The 18,102-nt window shown below is 41.9% G+C and carries 12 protein-coding genes and 1 riboswitch; of the genes, 7 read left to right on the top strand and 5 right to left on the bottom strand.

Annotated features, from left to right (window positions below):
- Positions 1-3 precede the first annotated feature (3 nt).
- The gene (locus tag DWZ33_RS08890; protein ID WP_118454568.1) at positions 4-2,730 is read right to left on the bottom strand and encodes a sigma 54-interacting transcriptional regulator; all 2,727 of its coding nucleotides are present in this window, start codon (positions 2,728-2,730) and stop codon (positions 4-6) included.
- 387 nt (positions 2,731-3,117) lie between these two features.
- Here DWZ33_RS08890 and DWZ33_RS08885 point away from each other — a divergent pair, with 387 nt between their 5' ends.
- Positions 3,118-3,867, top strand: a complete 750-nt coding sequence (locus DWZ33_RS08885; protein WP_118454567.1) for a 6-phosphogluconolactonase — start codon at positions 3,118-3,120, stop codon at positions 3,865-3,867.
- A gap of 53 nt (positions 3,868-3,920) precedes the next feature.
- On the opposite strand, the gene DWZ33_RS08880 is transcribed toward DWZ33_RS08885, so the two are convergent.
- Together DWZ33_RS08880 and DWZ33_RS08875 are read right to left on the bottom strand one after the other, a co-directional pair.
- On the bottom strand, positions 3,921-4,538 hold the full coding sequence (locus tag DWZ33_RS08880; RefSeq protein ID WP_118454566.1) for a flavodoxin family protein: 618 nt from the start codon (positions 4,536-4,538) through the stop codon (positions 3,921-3,923).
- 82 nt (positions 4,539-4,620) lie between these two features.
- On the bottom strand, positions 4,621-5,481 hold the full coding sequence (locus DWZ33_RS08875) for an aldo/keto reductase (RefSeq protein WP_118454565.1): 861 nt from the start codon (positions 5,479-5,481) through the stop codon (positions 4,621-4,623).
- A 111-nt stretch (positions 5,482-5,592) separates the two neighbouring features.
- On the opposite strand from DWZ33_RS08875, the gene DWZ33_RS08870 reads away from it, so the two are divergent.
- The 4 genes from DWZ33_RS08870 to DWZ33_RS08855 all read left to right on the top strand — a co-directional run bounded on the left by DWZ33_RS08870 (position 5,593) and on the right by DWZ33_RS08855 (position 7,402).
- Complete coding sequence (locus tag DWZ33_RS08870) at positions 5,593-5,976, top strand: MerR family transcriptional regulator (RefSeq protein ID WP_235696038.1); 384 nt, start codon at positions 5,593-5,595, stop codon at positions 5,974-5,976.
- Positions 5,977-6,074: 98 nt separating this feature from the next.
- Positions 6,075-6,485, top strand: coding sequence for a helix-turn-helix domain-containing protein (locus tag DWZ33_RS08865; protein WP_118454564.1), 411 nt, complete (start codon positions 6,075-6,077; stop codon positions 6,483-6,485).
- Between the two features lie 168 nt (positions 6,486-6,653).
- The gene (locus tag DWZ33_RS08860) at positions 6,654-7,184 is read left to right on the top strand and encodes a hypothetical protein (protein WP_022938013.1); all 531 of its coding nucleotides are present in this window, start codon (positions 6,654-6,656) and stop codon (positions 7,182-7,184) included.
- Positions 7,185-7,192: 8 nt separating this feature from the next.
- Positions 7,193-7,402, top strand: a complete 210-nt coding sequence (locus DWZ33_RS08855; protein WP_022938014.1) for a helix-turn-helix domain-containing protein — start codon at positions 7,193-7,195, stop codon at positions 7,400-7,402.
- Between the two features lie 68 nt (positions 7,403-7,470).
- Here DWZ33_RS08855 and mgtA read toward each other — a convergent pair whose 3' ends face one another.
- Positions 7,471-10,200 (bottom strand): magnesium-translocating P-type ATPase, encoded by a 2,730-nt coding sequence (mgtA, locus tag DWZ33_RS08850; protein WP_220452421.1) that lies wholly within the window; start codon positions 10,198-10,200, stop codon positions 7,471-7,473.
- A gap of 240 nt (positions 10,201-10,440) precedes the next feature.
- Positions 10,441-10,612, bottom strand: a riboswitch (M-box (ykoK) riboswitch).
- A 371-nt stretch (positions 10,613-10,983) separates the two neighbouring features.
- On the bottom strand, positions 10,984-11,745 hold the full coding sequence (locus DWZ33_RS08840; protein WP_118454562.1) for an MBL fold metallo-hydrolase: 762 nt from the start codon (positions 11,743-11,745) through the stop codon (positions 10,984-10,986).
- Positions 11,746-12,296: 551 nt separating this feature from the next.
- On the opposite strand from DWZ33_RS08840, the gene DWZ33_RS08835 reads away from it, so the two are divergent.
- Together DWZ33_RS08835 and DWZ33_RS08830 are read left to right on the top strand one after the other, a co-directional pair.
- Positions 12,297-14,750 (top strand): efflux RND transporter permease subunit, encoded by a 2,454-nt coding sequence (locus DWZ33_RS08835; RefSeq protein ID WP_220452420.1) that lies wholly within the window; start codon positions 12,297-12,299, stop codon positions 14,748-14,750.
- Positions 14,734-18,087 (top strand): coiled-coil domain-containing protein, encoded by a 3,354-nt coding sequence (locus DWZ33_RS08830; RefSeq protein ID WP_118454560.1) that lies wholly within the window; start codon positions 14,734-14,736, stop codon positions 18,085-18,087. Before DWZ33_RS08835 ends, DWZ33_RS08830 begins: the two co-directional genes overlap by 17 nt.
- The last annotated feature ends 15 nt before the right edge of the window (positions 18,088-18,102 follow it).

The following is an 18,102-nucleotide window of genomic DNA, read 5'->3' as shown; positions in this document are numbered from 1 at the left end:
TGCCTAAATTCCTAAATCCTTAAAAATATATTCATAAAGATAGAGTATTTCATTTAACGGGATCACCACCCGGTAATGATTTAATAAATCCGTGAAGCTTTCATTAAACATCTTCACAAAACGCTTTTCATCCTTATTCAACAAACCCGCTTCCGCCAGCTTCTTGCCGCTGTCATCCTTCGTAATCAGCCGTTCCACTAAACAGCTGATATGAATATACATACCAACCATCGTTTTATTCGGCAGCATGATCCCCATCAAATTCTGCAGCTGTGACAAAGCCGCTTCAATATAAGTAATCAGCTTATCGGGATTGAGGATTGTCAAATAATTCATCACATTCTCAAGTGTAAAATTCTTCACTAAATTCTTATTGAACTGTTCCGCCTCCGCTTCACTGAAATAACGAGTCAGCATTAAGGAGATACGGTCAATATCCTTAAAAGCAATCACATCCTCCAGCGATACATAAGCAACCTTAGTCAAAGGCAGCTGAATCGTACCGGCAACGAAGATCACATCAAACTGAACAAAAACCTCATCATCATCTAAATTTTTTGACAGGCGGTAGTAATCATAAGTAAAGATACTGATATCCACCGGTCTTGGCAGGCTGTTTTTAAATAGCTGCACAACTCTCTCAGCCGCTGTTTCACCCGTTTCAGAAGTAAAGATTATCGCTTTTTTCCGTTTCACATTACTGATAATCTTGGTATCTAAATAGGTTTCCTTGGTAATGCTTGAAAAAATCTCATTCATTTCAAGTCCCTGCTTTACCTTATAAGCGATATTGACGGCAATTTTAGTAGAAACATTGTTGATGACGCCGATCCGCATATTCGCGATATCACTGATCTGATTGCCGATATCTTCTAAAGACCCCATATCCACCATTAATATCAAATCTTTATTCTGATTGCGGCGGCGGATATATTTTCTTAAGGTGCAGATTAATTCATCCACCGATGTATTCAGCGGCATATCAATCGCGTCCATCACATGTGAGCCGACCAGCTTATTCGCCGCATCAGCAATCGAGGAAGCAGTGGAATATCCATGCGCGAGAACCATACAGTTATATAGATAACGATTCATTTCACGGTTATAAAACTGAATATTCAAGATCAGAAAAGCGAGATTCATCATATTTAATTCAATATCGAGCGTTTGCCTGATTTTAAGCTGCACATCAACAGCCACACTTGCCTCCGCGGCATAATTTTGTTTAAGACAATTTAAGAGATGCTGAATGCTTTCCTTATTTTTTAGTTCCCATGCCTTAATGCTTGATACCATCTGCATCATATTGTAAATGATTCTGGCAATGACAAAGGCACAGTTGGCAGGAATATAAATATCATATTGATCCAGCATATTCTCAAAGATATTCACAATTAATTTTTCATAAGCGGAAACTCTGGGATTGGTATATTTTCTTTCAAATACAATGTAGTCATAATACTGATTCATGCCTTCAAAGCATTTCTCACTGAATTGCTTATCACTCAGATTCCCCTTTTCATACTCATGAAATAATTCAAGCATATAATCAAAGTAACTCAGCAGCTTACCGCTGATGCTGTGATTGATCGTCTGATCGACGCAGATCAGATTTTCTTCCTCACTCACTGGCAGAACGGTACTGATTGCTGATACCGGTAAATGATACAAATAAATTTCCAGTTTCTTCATAGCTTGATCACTGGCCAGATAGGCATTCGCACAGCTGGTCTTAATGCAGCCGATCAATTCCTCAATGTTATTCTTATAATGTCCCTCAATTAAAGCCGCAAATGCTTTGCTTGAGATATAAATCTGCTTGCGGAGATTCTCCTCCTCTTCTTTTAGAAAGTGAATCACAAACGCTTCCTTATCCTCAAGCGGCCGTTCTTCCAATGACGGTATCTGACATAAAATCGGTACATTATGAAGAAACAGACTGTCAATATTTTCTTTTGGATCAACACAGCTTGTCATGACTAAGCGGGTCGCGGAATGAAAGCTGCCATAGTTTTCAACCGTATAGTCTCCGCTTTTCATATAACTCATCAGCTGCCGGTAACATTTATCCGACAATGTTTCCGCATGATCAATCACCAAAATACCATTCTTCGCTTTAGCCAGCAGTCCTTCCTGAAGCAGTTTCTTATCGCCCTGAATACGAATCGAGCCAAAGATTTTTTTATAATCATCAAGATTGCTGTCAGCTTCATGAAGAAACATCAGCTTCGCGTCATCCGGAATGATTCTTTCTTCTAAGGCATACTGATAAATCAAATGACTCAGATAAGTCTTGCCGACACCATGCTCACCGTAAAGGAGAATCGGCAGTCCATTCGGCGGATATTTGATGGCAGACTGACACTGCATGATGCAGTAAGCCAGTGATGTATCATGGCCAATCGCCTGCAGGAAGCTTTTCTGCGCAAGCAGTCCCTTTTCAACAAGCTGAATCAATTCATTCACATCATAGAATTCATTGCTTTTTAAATCGATGCGAAAACTTTTCTCCACGGTTTTCTTATCCAGAAAATAAACCGGCCGTGTTGATATCTTAATGAATGTGCCGTCTTTAAAATATTCATTGAGATATTGTGAAGCTAAAGATCTTGATATATTCAGACGTTCCCCCAGTGTTGCTGAATCACTGTTCAGCTTTTGTGAACTGCAGAATTCTAAGGTACATTGAAGTATCAAATCATAAATTTCACTCTTTGTTGCTTTATCCATCGTAGATCCTTTCTTAAAGACAGCCCTTCATCTGCCTTTATCATAAACAAATGACTTCCCCTGTGTGGCATGTGTTGACGGTTTCAGCACAGTGCCGCTTAATTTCATCATAGACTGAGGTTTAATTTAATTTTACTTTAAATAGATGTACTGTTGTCGACACTAATCTGCAGTTAGCTTGGAAGATTTTGGCAGCATCACAGAAAAAAAGAGCATTTATGACAAAAATTTCAGGTTGTGTTGAGAAATAATACAATCTGAAGAATTAGGTTTAGTCTTTAAATAATAGTGATGATTTTACCAATGATTGTGTTTAACTTGCTGACAGTGACGCTAAATAAAGCATGGATGCGATAGAGTGAAGTTATTAATAAAGGGAGGTTCATTATGCGTTTTATAGTTACCAAAGATTATCAGGAATTGAGTCAGGTGATGGCTCAGCTGATGCTGAAGCACATGCACAGCACAAAAAAAAGGGTGAACATTGCGATCACCACTGGCGAAACACCGGTTGAGGGCTATAAGCTGCTTGCCGCGCAGACAAGAGATAAGGCTTATTTCAATCATGTGCATTATTATATTTTTGATGAATTCTGGTATAAGGATGATCCGGTGGGAATCTGCCGTGCCAGTCTGGACAGCAAATATTTCAATCTGGCAAATGTTGCGGATGACCATATTCACAATCTGACTGAAGTGAACAAAGATTTGGTTGATGATGAAATCAAACAGGACGGCGGACTGGATTTGGTGCTGATGGGAATTGGCACAAATGGTCATTTCTGCGGCAATCAGCCGGAGACATTTAAAAGCTGGGATGAGGGTGTACACACGATTGATGCCCATGCGACCAAGGTGATTGAGGATCTGATGGTTCAGCTGCTTCATGAGGACCTGAATTCTGATGATGAGACAAGAATTCCCGAGCATTATATTACAATGGGGCCAAAAACGATCATGGCCGCTGATAGCATCGTCTTCATCCTGTCTGGCAAAGCAAAGGCAGAGACGGCGCGAAAGGCATTCTTTGAACCGATTACGCAAGATTTTCCGGTTTCAATTTTTCAGCTGCATCAGGATGTAACCGTGATTCTTGATCAAGAAGCGGCCAGTGAGATCATCGACAAAATCAAATAAGCATACAAAAAGGCATACACCCGTATACCTTTTTTTCTGATTCTTTTTGAAAACTATCTGATGAAGTGAGTATGCACAGCCGCTTCCTTAACCGGCAGGCCATAAGCCGCTTTACCCAACTCGATGCTCTTCATTAAAAACGCCATATTTCTTGCTAACGTGCGCATTGTCTGAAGACCCTCGCCATCCTGCAGCGCTTCATTGGCACTTCTGCCATGAACACTGTTCCAATATTGACTGGAAGCAACCGGCATGCCGGAAATAGTAAAATACTTATTCAATTCATCAAAGGTTGAGGATAAACCGCCCCGTCTTGCCACAACGACACTGGCGCCTGTCTTCATCGTTTTATCAAAGCTCGTACTGTAAAATAAACGATCCAAAAAGGCAATCAGCGTCGCGTTTGCTGATGCATAATAGACCGGGCTGCCGATCACCAGGCCATCGCATTCTGCAAATTTTAAAGCTGCTTCATTGACGCTATCATCAAATACACATCTTCCTAATTCATGACACCGTCCGCAGGCGATGCAGCCGCGGATTGCCTGGCTGCCAATCTGCAGGATTTCTGTATCAATTGATTCATCACTGAAAATCTTTGCCATTTCATTCAGCGCGATTGAAGTATTCCCTGTCGGATGCGGACTGCCGTTAATCATTAATACCTTCATAGTGATCCTCCTTTTTTCTTAATCTTAAACCTTTTCACAAAACGGTACAATAGTTCAACCATTAATGATGCTCATCAGCTTTTTATATTTTATTCTTACGATCCTGAATCATTTTCACAAACATATCAACTGTTTCTGGTGTTTGATGGTCAAAAAACAAACTGGTACCTGTATCTAATTGCGCAATTTTACACATTTCCTCTTCTGAAAGCTGAAAATCAAAAATATCTATATTTTCTTTCATTCGCTCAATATGTATCGATTTAGCTAATGCTACCACATTTCGCTGCATAAGCCATCTTAAAATAACCTGTGCTACTGACTTACCATGGGTATCTGCGATTGCTTTTAATACCGGATTCGCAAACATATTGCTTTTACCTTCCCCAAACGGAGCCCATGCTTCGATCTGCACATCTCTTTTCACCATATTCATCTGTGCTTTGATCTGTTGATTAAGCGGATTTGTTTCTACTTGATTCACATGTGGCTGGATACGGTTAAACGCAGCAATATCCACTAAGCGATCAGGCGGGAAATTGCTGACACCAATAGCTCTGATTCTACCTGCCTCATATAATTCCTCTAATGCACGATAGGAACCATAAGTATCATTAAAAGGCTGATGCAATAAGACTAAATCAATCACGTCCGTCTTAAGCTTTTCCATCGACAAATAAATTGAATGTTTTGTCTTATCGTAGCCATAGTTATCGATCCACACCTTCGTTGTGATAAAAAATTCATTTCTTGGTATTCCACACTTACTAATGGCATTCCCAACCTCTTCCTCATTAAAATAAGATTGTGCAGTATCAAAATGGCGATAACCTGCTTGTATTGCATCTAATACACATTGTTCACAATCCTCTTTTGCTATTTGAAAAACACCAAAACCCAACTTGGGCATTTTAACACCGTTACTTAAGTATACATATTCCATAAATATTTCCTCCTTGACAGCTGCTTTATTTCAGCTACAATTGGATTATACATGTCGGTAGTAACTACCGGTCAATACTTATTTAAAAAAAGGAGAAACAAAATGTTCAACATGAAAGAAGCTTGTCTAAAAACAGGTCTTACTTATGAAACGCTGAAATTTTACTGTAATGAAGGCCTTGTTCCCAATGTGAAAAGAGATAATCATAATTATAGAGTATTTGATGAAAGAGATATTGAGTGGATAAGAAGCCTATCATGCTTAAAAAACTGTGGAATGGGAATTAAAGAAATGCAGCATTATGTCACTCTTTGCTTAATGGGAAGCTCATCAATTCCAACCCGTAAAATGATTTTAGCCGATAAAAAACAGGCATTGCTTGCACAGTTAAATCAAATCAATGAAAGTATTGCCTATATAGATGCTAAACAGCAATATTATGATGATGTTTTGAGTAATAAAATTGAATATACCAGTAATCTGATTAATCAGTAAACTGCAGGTAAACCAAAAAATCTGAAAGGTAAACTGATGGTCGGTTGAGCCGCTGAGCGCATCTGTTACAATGAGCTTATGTTAAAGGAGAAAACAAAATGAAAAAACAAACACTAGGTGAAATGATCGCGTCACTGCGTAAGGAACAGGGAATGACGCAGGCAGTGCTCGCAGATAAAATGAATGTGACAGATAAGGCAGTATCAAAATGGGAACGCGATCTGTCATGTCCGGATATTAATTCAATGCCTAAATTAGCAGAAATTTTAAATGTCACAGTTGATGAGTTAATGCAGGGAAAAGCATGTCCTAAAAATGAATCCATCATGAATCGTATCAATGAAGTGATACAGATAGTTCTCAAAGCAATCGTCGTGGCTATGGGTACAGCAGTCTTAGTTTTATCGATTCTTGACAAGCTTGATTTGCACACCGGCTTCACATTACTGGGCATCGGTATGCTTTGTATTGGCATTGTCCTGCTTCAGGATCGTCAGCATCTTTCATGAAATCGCAGCTGTATGAAGGACACACTGTTATCCAGCCAGCGTAAAGTTAATCATCAAGCATAAATAATTAATCGTAAAACAGATATTATTTAATGTTTATCGTTAAATTTTATTTGACTATCGTAACTATGAGTGATATACTTCAAGTATCAACAGGAGGTATTCTTCATGCAGACTTTAGAGGATAAGTTAAAAAAGAGAAGTGGTATCATCGCAGCTGTGTCATTAGTTATCGGTGCGTTTTTACTTTTGGATTTTATTGTTTCATTGATTGCCCTCTTATGGCTATTAATCAGTTCGCCTGAAAGCAGTCAGTTCTATCAGTTTTTATTGATTGCACTTCATGCGAATTCAAAAGGTGTTTTATGTGCTGAAATTGGCATCGACATGGTATCAGCCTTGATGCTGATGCTGATCATACGCCATGCTTATTTATTTTTCAAATCAACTAAAAACGATGCCCGTCCCTTTAAGGCTGACAATATTATTAAGTTAAAGAAAGCAGGTATCGGTATGATCGTCTATGCCTTTGTAGAGGTCATCGCACGTAAAGGCTTCTATGCTTCCTTTGCAGACTCTGCCCCTGCTTCACAAGTCCCTGACCCGGCTTTTATTATCGCTGCCCTGCTGCTTTTTGCAATCGCTTTAATATTTGAATACGGCGCTTTGCTTCAGCAGTTATCTGATGAGACATTGTAAGTGATATTATGGCTATCATATTAAGATTGGACAGGGTTATGGCAGATCGCAAAATTTCATTAAATGAATTATCGGAAAAAGTCGGGGTAACCAATGTCAATTTATCCAAGATCAAAACCGGTAAGATCAGCGCGATCCGCTTTTCTACATTAGAAGCTATCTGTGAGGTACTGGATTGTCAGCCGGGCGATCTGCTTGAATATAAGAAAGATGAGTGAATTTCAACAAATGAAAATCTGCTGATTAAATATTAAAACAACATCGGGCCCAAGACCCGATGTTTTACTTATAATAATTCCCCATACCGGCGGATATAGAAAACCTTCACAACTGTAGTAATAACCAGATAACCAGCTACGATCAGCAGCAGCCAGCCATAATACATCAAAGGCATGCTGACTAAACCTAAGGCCTCGCCGATTTGGGTGGATGGCAGCAGCGTCAGCAGGAAGATGCCCGCTAATGACAGCAGAGTAACCGGCTTAGAAGCTCTTGTCTGTATAAACGGCAGCTTGGCTGAGCGCAGTGTATGCAGCACAAGCGTCTGTGTCCACATGGATTCAATAAACCACCCGGTTTGAAAAACAGAAATAAACAAGGTGATGCTGCTTTGATCAGTAAGCGTATGATAGCCACCTTTCACTGCCATTGGAGCAATTACAAAATAAAGCAGAAGATAGGTGCAGATATCAAATACTGAACTGATAGGGCCCATCCAAAGCATAAATTTGCTGATGCTCTCAGCAGCCCATGGTCTTGGCTGACGCAGAAATTCTGAATCTACATTATCCCATGGAATTGCCGCGCAGGAGAGATCATATACAAGTGAAAGCAGGATCAGCTGTATCGATGTCATCGGTAAGAAAGGCAGAAATGCACTGGCGCAGAGCACTGAAAACATATTGCCAAAGCTTGAGCTGGCCGTCATCTTAATGTATTTAATCGTATTCGCATAGGTGCGGCGTCCCTCAAGAATACCTTCCTTCAAAACCATTAAATCCTTTTCAAGCAAAATGACATCAGCCGTTTCCTTCGCGATATCCACCGCTGTATCTACTGAGATGCCGACATCTGCTTGGCGCATTGCCATGGCGTCATTAATGCCGTCACCCATATACCCCACGGTATGGCCATTCGCCTTTAGCTGTGCGACAATCCGCGCTTTTTGATCCGGTGACAGCTTTGCGAAAACCCTGCATTCCTCAACCAGCACTTTCAATTCATCATCACTCATCGCTTCAATTTCATAACCCAATACAATATGACCGGTATCGATTCCCACCTGTTCACAGACACTGCGGGTAACCCGATCACTGTCACCGGTTAGAACCTTTACCTCAGTACCATATTCATGCAGACTGGCTATCGCGCTCTTTGCACTGCCTTTTGGCGGATCAAGAAAAGCAAGATAACCGATCAAGATCATATCCTTTTCATCTTCTACGCCAAACATACCAGCCTCCCGCGGATTGGTTTTCTGCGCGACAGCCAGTACCCGCAGTCCCTGATCATTAAAATCAGCAACGGTTTTTAAAATCTGAACACGCAGCTCTTCACTCATCATAACCGATTGATGATTAATTTCCACATGGGTACAGATTTTTAAGATTTCCTCTACAGCACCCTTAGTAATCAGCTGTGTCTTGCCATTCCCATCCTTAACAACCACACTCATACGGCGGCGGTTAAAATCATAGGGAATTTCGTCTACCTTTTCATACAGATTGCTTAAAGCCGCAAAAGCTTCATCATGCTCTGCCTCCGCAAAGGTTCTTTCAATGATTGCCACATCAAGCAGATTTTTCAATCCTGTCTGAAAATAGCTGTTTAAAAAGGCATGACGCAGCACTCTTGAATCTTCATTGCCTAAAACATCAAGGTGATATTCAAGGGCAACCTTATCTAACGTCAGGGTACCGGTTTTATCAGTACACAGAATATCCATCGCGCCAAAATTCTGAATAGCGTTTAAATCTTTAATAATCGTCTTTTGCTTCGACATCACTAACGCGCCCTTGGCCAGACATGTTGTTACAATCATCGGCAGCATTTCCGGCGTCATGCCGACAGCAATCGATACCGCAAACATGAAGGCACTCAGCCAATCATGCTTAGTAAAACCGTTGATTACAAATACGACAGGTACCATAACCAGCATGAAACGCATCAATATTTTAGTGACCGCATTCATACCCTTTTCAAAGCTGGTGGCATCCTGCGGTTCACTGAAGCTTTCTGCCATACTGCCAAAGAAAGTATCAGAGCCAACAGCGATAACCATACATAACGCTGAGCCGCTGATTACATTGCTGCCCATAAAAGCAAGGTTCTCACTGTCGGTTACCGATGCCGCCGGCTCACTCAAAGCAATCCCCTGCTTCTCAAGCGGATCACTCTCGCCGCTTAATGAAGCCTGTGAGATAAACAGATCCTTAGCCTGCAGAATTCTTACATCAGCAACGACTAAATCACCAGCTGCCAGCCGCACCAAATCACCGGCAACTACTTCATCCGCGGGAATTTCCTTCGCACTCTGATTTCGATAAACCAAGGTTGTTGTTTCTACCATTTCATTCAGCTTCTCAGCTTCCCGGCTGGATTTAGTCTCCTGAATAAAACGTATAACAGTGCTTAGGGTAATCATCACAAAAATGATAATGATCTTAGAAAAGTCTTGATCCTTAGCACTTACCATCACAACATCAGTAATAACGGAAATCCCCATCAATGCGATCAGGATTAAGGTAAAAGGTGTAAATAAGCAGCGCAAAAGACGCAGTCCAGCCCAATCAGCCTTCTGCTTCGGCAGCGTATTCGTCCCATATTTTTCACGCATGAGTTCAGCTTGTTCCTCATTAAAACCATTCATGCTTTGATTAAATTCCTGCAACAGCGCTTCTTCACTCAGTAAAGATAACGCTGATAAACGCTGTTTTAATTGAAGTCTTTTTTTATCTGCTTCATTTTTTCTATACTTAATTAAATTATTTTGTGTTAATAACTTCTTGAATGTCATTTTCTTATCCTCCTTTGCTTTAGAAAACGACATAAGCCAAGAAGGTGAACCTGCCCACGATTAAAGGTCAGAAAGGATCAAGATGCAGGTTTGATCACTTTCTGTCAATAGGATACTCACTCGGGCATGTCCATCATCATGTCCTATGCCACTGCAGCCTGATTCCATTTCTGTCACCCCTTTCCAGACAAATAAAAAAACTCCCTGTGCGATGACAAAGAGTCTTTATGCGAACATAAAAAAGATTGTCTGTCATCCAAGCTTTAGCTTTACAGGGCGTGGTTTGTTGACCATGAAATTGCATTAGACTACGCCTTGAACCGACGCAGCCTGCTAACCAACGCATAGTGTCTCCACTATTTTGCGGCAGCAACCCATATCCCTGTAGTAGCCTCACCTACCACATATTTATTTGTTTTACTAATTCCATTATATGCGCAAAGCACAGAAAGTCAACTCATTCAATTTAAGAATTATATCTCTTTCAAGCTTCATGCAATTAATCATTAACCCTTTTTCCACAGTGCTGACAATAATCGCCGCTGTTTGGCCAAGATGTCTGCCGCAATGCGGACACTTAAAGAAAAGTAAATTACACACAACCGAAGAACCTTCCACTAGGATGCCAAGCGGCAGCAAGAGGATAACTTAACAAAATCAGAATAAAACCGGTGATACACAAACTATAAATCAAATTTACAGCATCTTTTGGTTTCAGCTTATGTACTCCATGATTCACGGTTCGCTGTACTGCTTATTCATGCTTTTCTAAATTCATTCCTCTTAAATGTGAATACTGAAATGTTCAAAGTCAAACTGTCCGCTTCCCTGCTTCAGCAAGCCCTTTGCTTCAATCATCGTAAAGCCTTCATCAATTTCATCAATTAACGATACTGGTATATCCAAAGCATAATGAGCTGGCAATAACCGTTTGACATGTAAAGTTTTCACATGTTGTATTGAAGCCCGGAAAGCGATTGGATCGGTCGTTGGATAAAAAGCATAGAGACAGCCGGCATAGATAAGGTCACCGGAAAATAATTGTCCTCTTTCCTCATCAAAATAACAGACATGACCTGGTGAATGGCCGGGAGAGGCCACTACCCGCAAAGTTCTGCCGCCCAGTTTTATTTCATCATCGTCATGCAGAATACGCGTTGGCTCACCCTGAAAAACCGTATAAGCTGATGGATCAAAGGATTTTGGAAAGCCACAGGGATCGCGCAGTAAATTAGCCTTTACCACTGGCAATGGAATCGGAAAATGCCGCAGCCAATCAGCTTCCTTTTCATGAACCGCAATCTGATCAAAAGCGTGATGTGAACCGATATGATCCCAATGCACATGGGTGGTCGCTGTCATTATCGGCAGGGATGTCAGCTGTTTACAAGCTTCGTGAATATTCTCCACACCCAAACCACTGTCAATCAGACAGGCCGATTCATCACCTATTACCAAATAAGAATGCACCTGTTCCCAATGCTTATATTCACTGATGGCGTATGTCTGATCATCAATTTTTTCAATAGTAAACCACTCACTCATACTGATTTCCTCCTGCAAACACACATTCGCACACACGATTACATCACACCTTCATGCAGCTATATATAAAAGTTCATCATTTACCTCATAAATCTCTTACCCTATCCAACTATCTCAGGCCAAAATCATCGCCGTGAGTTGCATACCGCCTCATTTTCCTCAATATAATTCAACAGGACAAACAGTCATCCTTTAGAGCTAAGAAAAATCATTCTGTTTAAATAACCAAACGCCCCGCGCACTCATATTATGAGAAGGATAATCAAAGCAATCTTATTAAATGGCGGCTGTTTCAGCTTTTATCAAGGCAGCAGCCAGTTATGTATTATTTTATAGCTTCCGCATGAAAAGTATATCACTTGCATAGCTGTTATACAAATGCTTCATTTTGTCTAAATTCAGACAAATCAAGAAAGTTGTCGATTTTCTTCATGCCATGACAGTGCTAGTATACATTCATAAAAGCATACCTATCGGCAATTACGTTAATTGCTTGATCATACAGATAACGATAATGAAAAATCGTATCTTTCATCAAGGGAGGAATGGGTTTGAAAAAGGAAACAGGAGAAGCAAAGCCAGGTTTTGTAGACACTGCCGCGGCTTTTATTGTTGATAAACGGAATGGTTTCTTTTTGGCATTCATCGGGTTTGCCATTTTTTGTGTTTTTTCCACAGGCTGGGTTCAGGTCAATGATGATCTGACATCTTATTTACCGGCAGAAACTGAGACACGGCAGGGCTTGACAATCATGGATGAGGAGTTTGTGACATTTGGCAGCGCCGAGGTCATGGTTGATAATCTCACCATCCAGCAGGCAGAGAAAATAAGTGATGAATTAACTAAAATTCAAGGTGTTAAGAGTGTGGAGTTTGATGAAAGTAAGGATCATTTTAATAATGCATCAGCTTTATTTTCTGTCACCTTTGATGGTGAAAGTGATGATGAAATCAGTATTCAGGCGATGAATGAAATTAAAGCGATGCTGGTTGATGAAGATGTGTATATCGTCAGTGAGGTAGGCAGCTCACAGTCTGATGAAATTGCTTCTGAAATGAATGTGGTAATGATTATAGCCGTTGTGATTATAATTGCCGTCTTACTGTTTACTTCGCATACTTATATGGAGATCCCGGTGCTGCTGATTACTTTCGCTGCCGCCGCGATTTTAAACATGGGTACTAATTTCATTTTTGGTGAAATTTCCTTCGTATCCAATTCGATCGCGGTTGTGCTGCAGCTGGCACTGGCCTTAGATTACGCAATTATCCTTTGTCATCGATATACCGAAGAAAGAACAACCAAACCAGCCAGAGAGGCAGTGATTACCGCATTAAGCAAGGCGATACCAGAAATATCCGGAAGCTGTCTGACTACGATTTCCGGTTTGATAGCTATGATGTTTATGCAGTTTAAAATCGGTTATGATATGGGATTAGTTTTGATTAAAGCGATACTGTTCAGTATTCTTTGTGTCTTTACGCTGATGCCGGGACTGCTGATGCTGTTTAGTCCATGGATTGATAAAACCCACCACCGCAGCTTTGTGCCCAAGATCAGCGCATGGGGGAAGCTGACGGTAAAGACAAGGAAAATCGTGCCGCCGATCTTTGTATTCTTGCTGGTTGGGGCGTTTATCTTTTCTAACCGCTGTCCTTATGTGTATGGATACAGTACACTGACAACTGCCAAACAGAATGAAAGTCAAATTGCCGCGGATAAGATTGAAGCTAATTTTGGCAGTACCAACATGATGGCGCTGCTAGTGCCAAGCGGCGATTATAAAACGGAAGCTAAATTGCTTGCCAAACTGGAAGCAAAGGAACATGTCCAATCAGTGATGGGTCTTGCTAATATTGAGGCAATGGATGGTTATGTATTGACGGATACATTATCACCGCGCCAGTTTGCGGAACTGACGGATTTAGATATTGAAATTGCCCGCCTGCTTTATGGCGCTTATGCTGCGGATCAGAAAACATATGGTCAGATTGTCAGCGGCATTGATAATTACAGCGTTCCTTTAATTGATATGTTTATGTTCCTCTACGATCAAAAGGAAGCTGGCTATGTGAGTCTGGCCGCCGATTTAGATGAAGAGCTGGAGGATATTCATAATCAGCTGACTGATGCTCAGGTACAGCTTTTGGGTGAACATTACAGCCGTATTCTGATTTATCTTGATCTGCCTGAAGAAAGCCCTGAAACATTTGCTTTTCTGCAGGAAATCCATCAGTGTGCAAGAGAGTTTTATGATTCTGAAGATCTCTATCTGGTTGGCAATTCAACCAATGATTTTGATCTTTCCGCCTCCTTCAGCAATGATAATATTCTGATCAGTATCCTATCAGCAGTTTTTGTCATTATCGTATTGCTGTTTACCTTTAAATCAGCGGGTCTGCCAATCTTATTGATTCTGGTAATTCAAGGCAGTATCTGGATGAATTTCTCCTTTCCATATCTCAGTAAAACCAATCTCTTCTTTATGAGCTATCTTGTTGTCAGTTCAATCCAGATGGGCGCCAATATTGATTATGCCATTGTCATAACTAATCGCTACACCTCTTTGAAAAAGGAAATGCCGATTGCGGATGCGATGGTTGAGGCACTGAATCAGGCGTTCCCAACGATTGTAACCTCCGGCATGATGCTGGCATCTGCGGGTACGCTGATCGGTCAGCTGTCCAGTGATCCGGCGATTTCTTCCATCGGTACATGTCTGGGCCGCGGCACAATTCTTTCCATTCTCTTAGTGATGGGTGTTCTGCCGCAGATTCTGATGCTTGGTGATATGATTATTGAAAAAACCGCGTTTACATTGAAAAAGCCATCCCGCCTGCAGACACAGACTGGATCAATTAAAATGAACGGCCATGTGCGCGGTTATGTTTCGGGTATGATTGACGCAGATTTCAAAGGCACGTTACAAGGTACGATCAGCGCTGCCATTGAAGCCGGCAAAATTGAGACAGCAAGTGAGGTGATTGATGATGAGAAGGCTTAAAAAATGCATCTGCATAATCACTACATTCATGATGATCTTTGCTTTATTCCCACAGAAACTGCAGGCGGAAACGGAAATGATACACATCAAATCCATCGAAGATTTTAATGAATTTGTGCAATTAAGCAGGCTTGATACATGGTCGCGCAATAAAAGCGTCTATCTGGACTGCGATCTCGATTTCACGGAACAGGAATTTACATCGGTTCCTATTTTCAGCGGTATGTTTGATGGGCAGGGACATACAATTACCGGCATTCAAATTGACGCTAACGTACCCATTAAGGGCTTATTCCGCATCATAGAGGCTGAGGGTATTGTTCAAAATCTCAATGTTTCATCAGCGATTGCCGCTGATGAAGGACGGCAGATTTTCGGTGGTATCGCTGGCGAAAATTATGGACGGATTATTAATTGCAAGTTTTACGGCAAGATCTATGGCGACGCGATCATCGGCGGTATTGCCGGTATTAATCAGGACAGCGGCAGAATCGCCAACTGTGAGGTATCCGGCACGCTGGGCGGTGAAAAGTATACCGGCGGCATCAGCGGCGAGAATTTCGGCAGTATTATCAAATGTGTAAATCGCTGCCGAATCAACACATCCGCAAAAGAAAATACGCTGGATCTGGAAAACCTCGATTTGAATCAATTGGAATCCTTTAATAACGTGAAGCCGATCAATACTCATACAGATACCGGCGGCATCAGCGGTTATTCCTCCGGCATCATTCAAAGCTGTATCAATTACGCGATGATCGGTTATCCGCATATGGGCTATAATGTCGGCGGCATCGTTGGGCGGCAGTCCGGTTATTTATCCGGCTGCAGCAATTACGGTCACATTTTCGGCCGTAAGGATGTCGGCGGTATTGTCGGACAGATGGAACCGGCTTTTATCCAGCAGATTTCCCGAAACCAGCTGCAAAGTCTTGGCGATGAGCTGGATCAGCTGCAGCGGATGATTGATAATGCCATGAATCATGCCGATGCGTCATCCTCCGCGATCAGCATTGAAATTAACACCCTGGCAAATTACGCAGACGCGGCGGCCGACAGTTCAAAACGGGTTTTGGATCAAAGTGCTGATTACATCGACTCCACGATTGAAACAATCAATGATACAAGCACTTTAATCGTCGATGCACTTGATCGTCTTGATCCAATCATCAAAAAGTTAAAAATCACTTCTGATTCATTCACTCAGACTTGTTCACAATTGGAAAAGGCCATCAAAGAGCTGCAAATCATCTCTGATGACAGCGGTGCTGTCATTCATCAAGTCAATCTGGCTCTTGATGATTTAAAAAAGGCTAATCAAGCCTTAGCCAGCGCTGCCGATAAGCTTGATAAGGCTCTGCAGCTATTGAGTGACGCGGCGGCCAGCGGTGATCAGGAAAAAATAAATGAAGCGCTGAACCAGCTGAATGAGGGCATGCGGGAATTAAGCGATGCCGCTCATCAAGGCAGTGAGGCGATGAAGCGGTTTGCGGATGCGATGAAGGGCAGCGGCAATGCATCTGATGCCCTTGAAGAGCTGTCACTTTCCTTATCGGCAATGAGCGGCGCGATCACTAAAACCAATGACGCACTAAAGACGCTGATTGATGAAATTGACTGGACAAAGGTATCAGAAGCGTTAAAAGAAGCATCAGATGCGCTGGCTGATGTTCAAAAGGCAAGCACTGATTTTAATGAAGGTCTAAAGAAATTGGGATCGGCGCTGGATGAATTAGAAGCACTCAATGATGATTTAGCGCCATTATATACTCAGCTGCGGAAAACTACACGCGCACTCGCATCAACAAGTGATGATTTTTCGGATATGGTTCGTGAGATACGCAAGCAAGTTAAAGCGCTTGCCGATAAGGAGCCCATTCAGTTTACACGGCTGCCATCGGGATATCAGCAGGACAGCAATCAGCTCCATGCTTCGATCAGCGGCATATCCGCTTCCCTGAAATCATTGAATCAGGAGGTTGAACGTTCATCGAAAACCCTGACTGCCGATATCCGTGCGATCAGTGATCAGTTTAATGTCATTATGCATCTGATGATTGAAGCCCTTTCCCAGCCGGATACAGTGAGTGATGTCTTTGAGGATACCTCCGATCAGGATATTGATGCCACAACCAACGGTAAGGTTGCTGATTCAGTCAATTACGATATTGTGGAGGGTGATGTGAATATTGGCGGCATTGCCGGTTCAATGGCCATCGAGTTTGATCTTGATCCTGAAGATGATTTATCATCGGCTGCCGACAAGCTGAATTACCGCTATGAAACCAAGGCTGTCATGAGCGGCTGTATCAATAAGGGTTCAGTCATTGCGAAAAAGAATAATGTGGGCGGTTTAGTCGGACGCCTTGATTTAGGGACAGTCAGCCAATGTGAAGGCTATGGCATGGTAGAAAGTACAAGCGGTGACTATGTCGGCGGCATTGCCGGATATGCCGATGCCAAGATTCAGCAATGTATCGCCAAAGCTGAGTTAAAAGGAAATAATTATATTGGCGGCATCGCTGGCATGGCCTCAACGCTCATTGATTCCTATGCCTTAATCAAAGTCAGTGAAGGCATTGGCCGCATCGGTGCGATCGCCGGCGCTTCAAACAAGCACAGCCAGATCAGCGGCAATTATTTTGTCGATACTGGATTTGCCGGAATTGATGGCATCAGCTATGCAGGTATCGCTCAGCCAATCGACTATCAAGCCCTAAAAGAGCTGAATACACTTCCCAGCGCCTTCTTTGAATTCACTTTAACCTTTAAGGCAGACAATCAGACAATCAAAACAATTCCGTTTGATTTTAATGAGGATTTAAGCTCGCTGACACTGCCGGCAATTCCGGAAAAGGCCGGCTATTATGCCAGCTGGCCTGCATTTGATTATCATCGCATGCAATTTTCAGAAGTTCTGAGAGCACAGTATCAGCCAATGATCAGCGTCCTCGCCAGTGATGTCTGCATCGATGAAAAACCGCTGGTTTTAGCACAGGGGGCATTTACCGATCAGGATTTATTGACAGTGAGTCAGTTTAAGGATGATAATTGCTGGCAAGTACAATTAAGAGCCAAGCAAAGTGAAAACATCACACTGAGACTTTTAAAACCCATTGACGGCAAGGTTAGCTTATGGGTCTTAAACGATGCGGGAGCATGGGTTTCTAAGCCGTTTACCGACTGCGGCAGTTATCTTCAAATCGATATGGAAGAGAGTGAATTGATATTCTGCATCACACCCAAGAAAAGCTATACGCTCCTATTGGCTGGCGGCCTGACGCTGATACTGATAATTTTATTTATCATCAAAAAGCGCTATTCGCATAGCCAATAATCCCTCTGCCTTGAT

This window comes from Dielma fastidiosa, assembly GCF_003475485.1.
GTDB classification, from domain to species: Bacteria; Bacillota_I; Bacilli_A; order Erysipelotrichales; family Erysipelotrichaceae; genus Dielma; species Dielma fastidiosa.
This window is presented reverse-complemented; position numbering and strand designations above follow the sequence as displayed.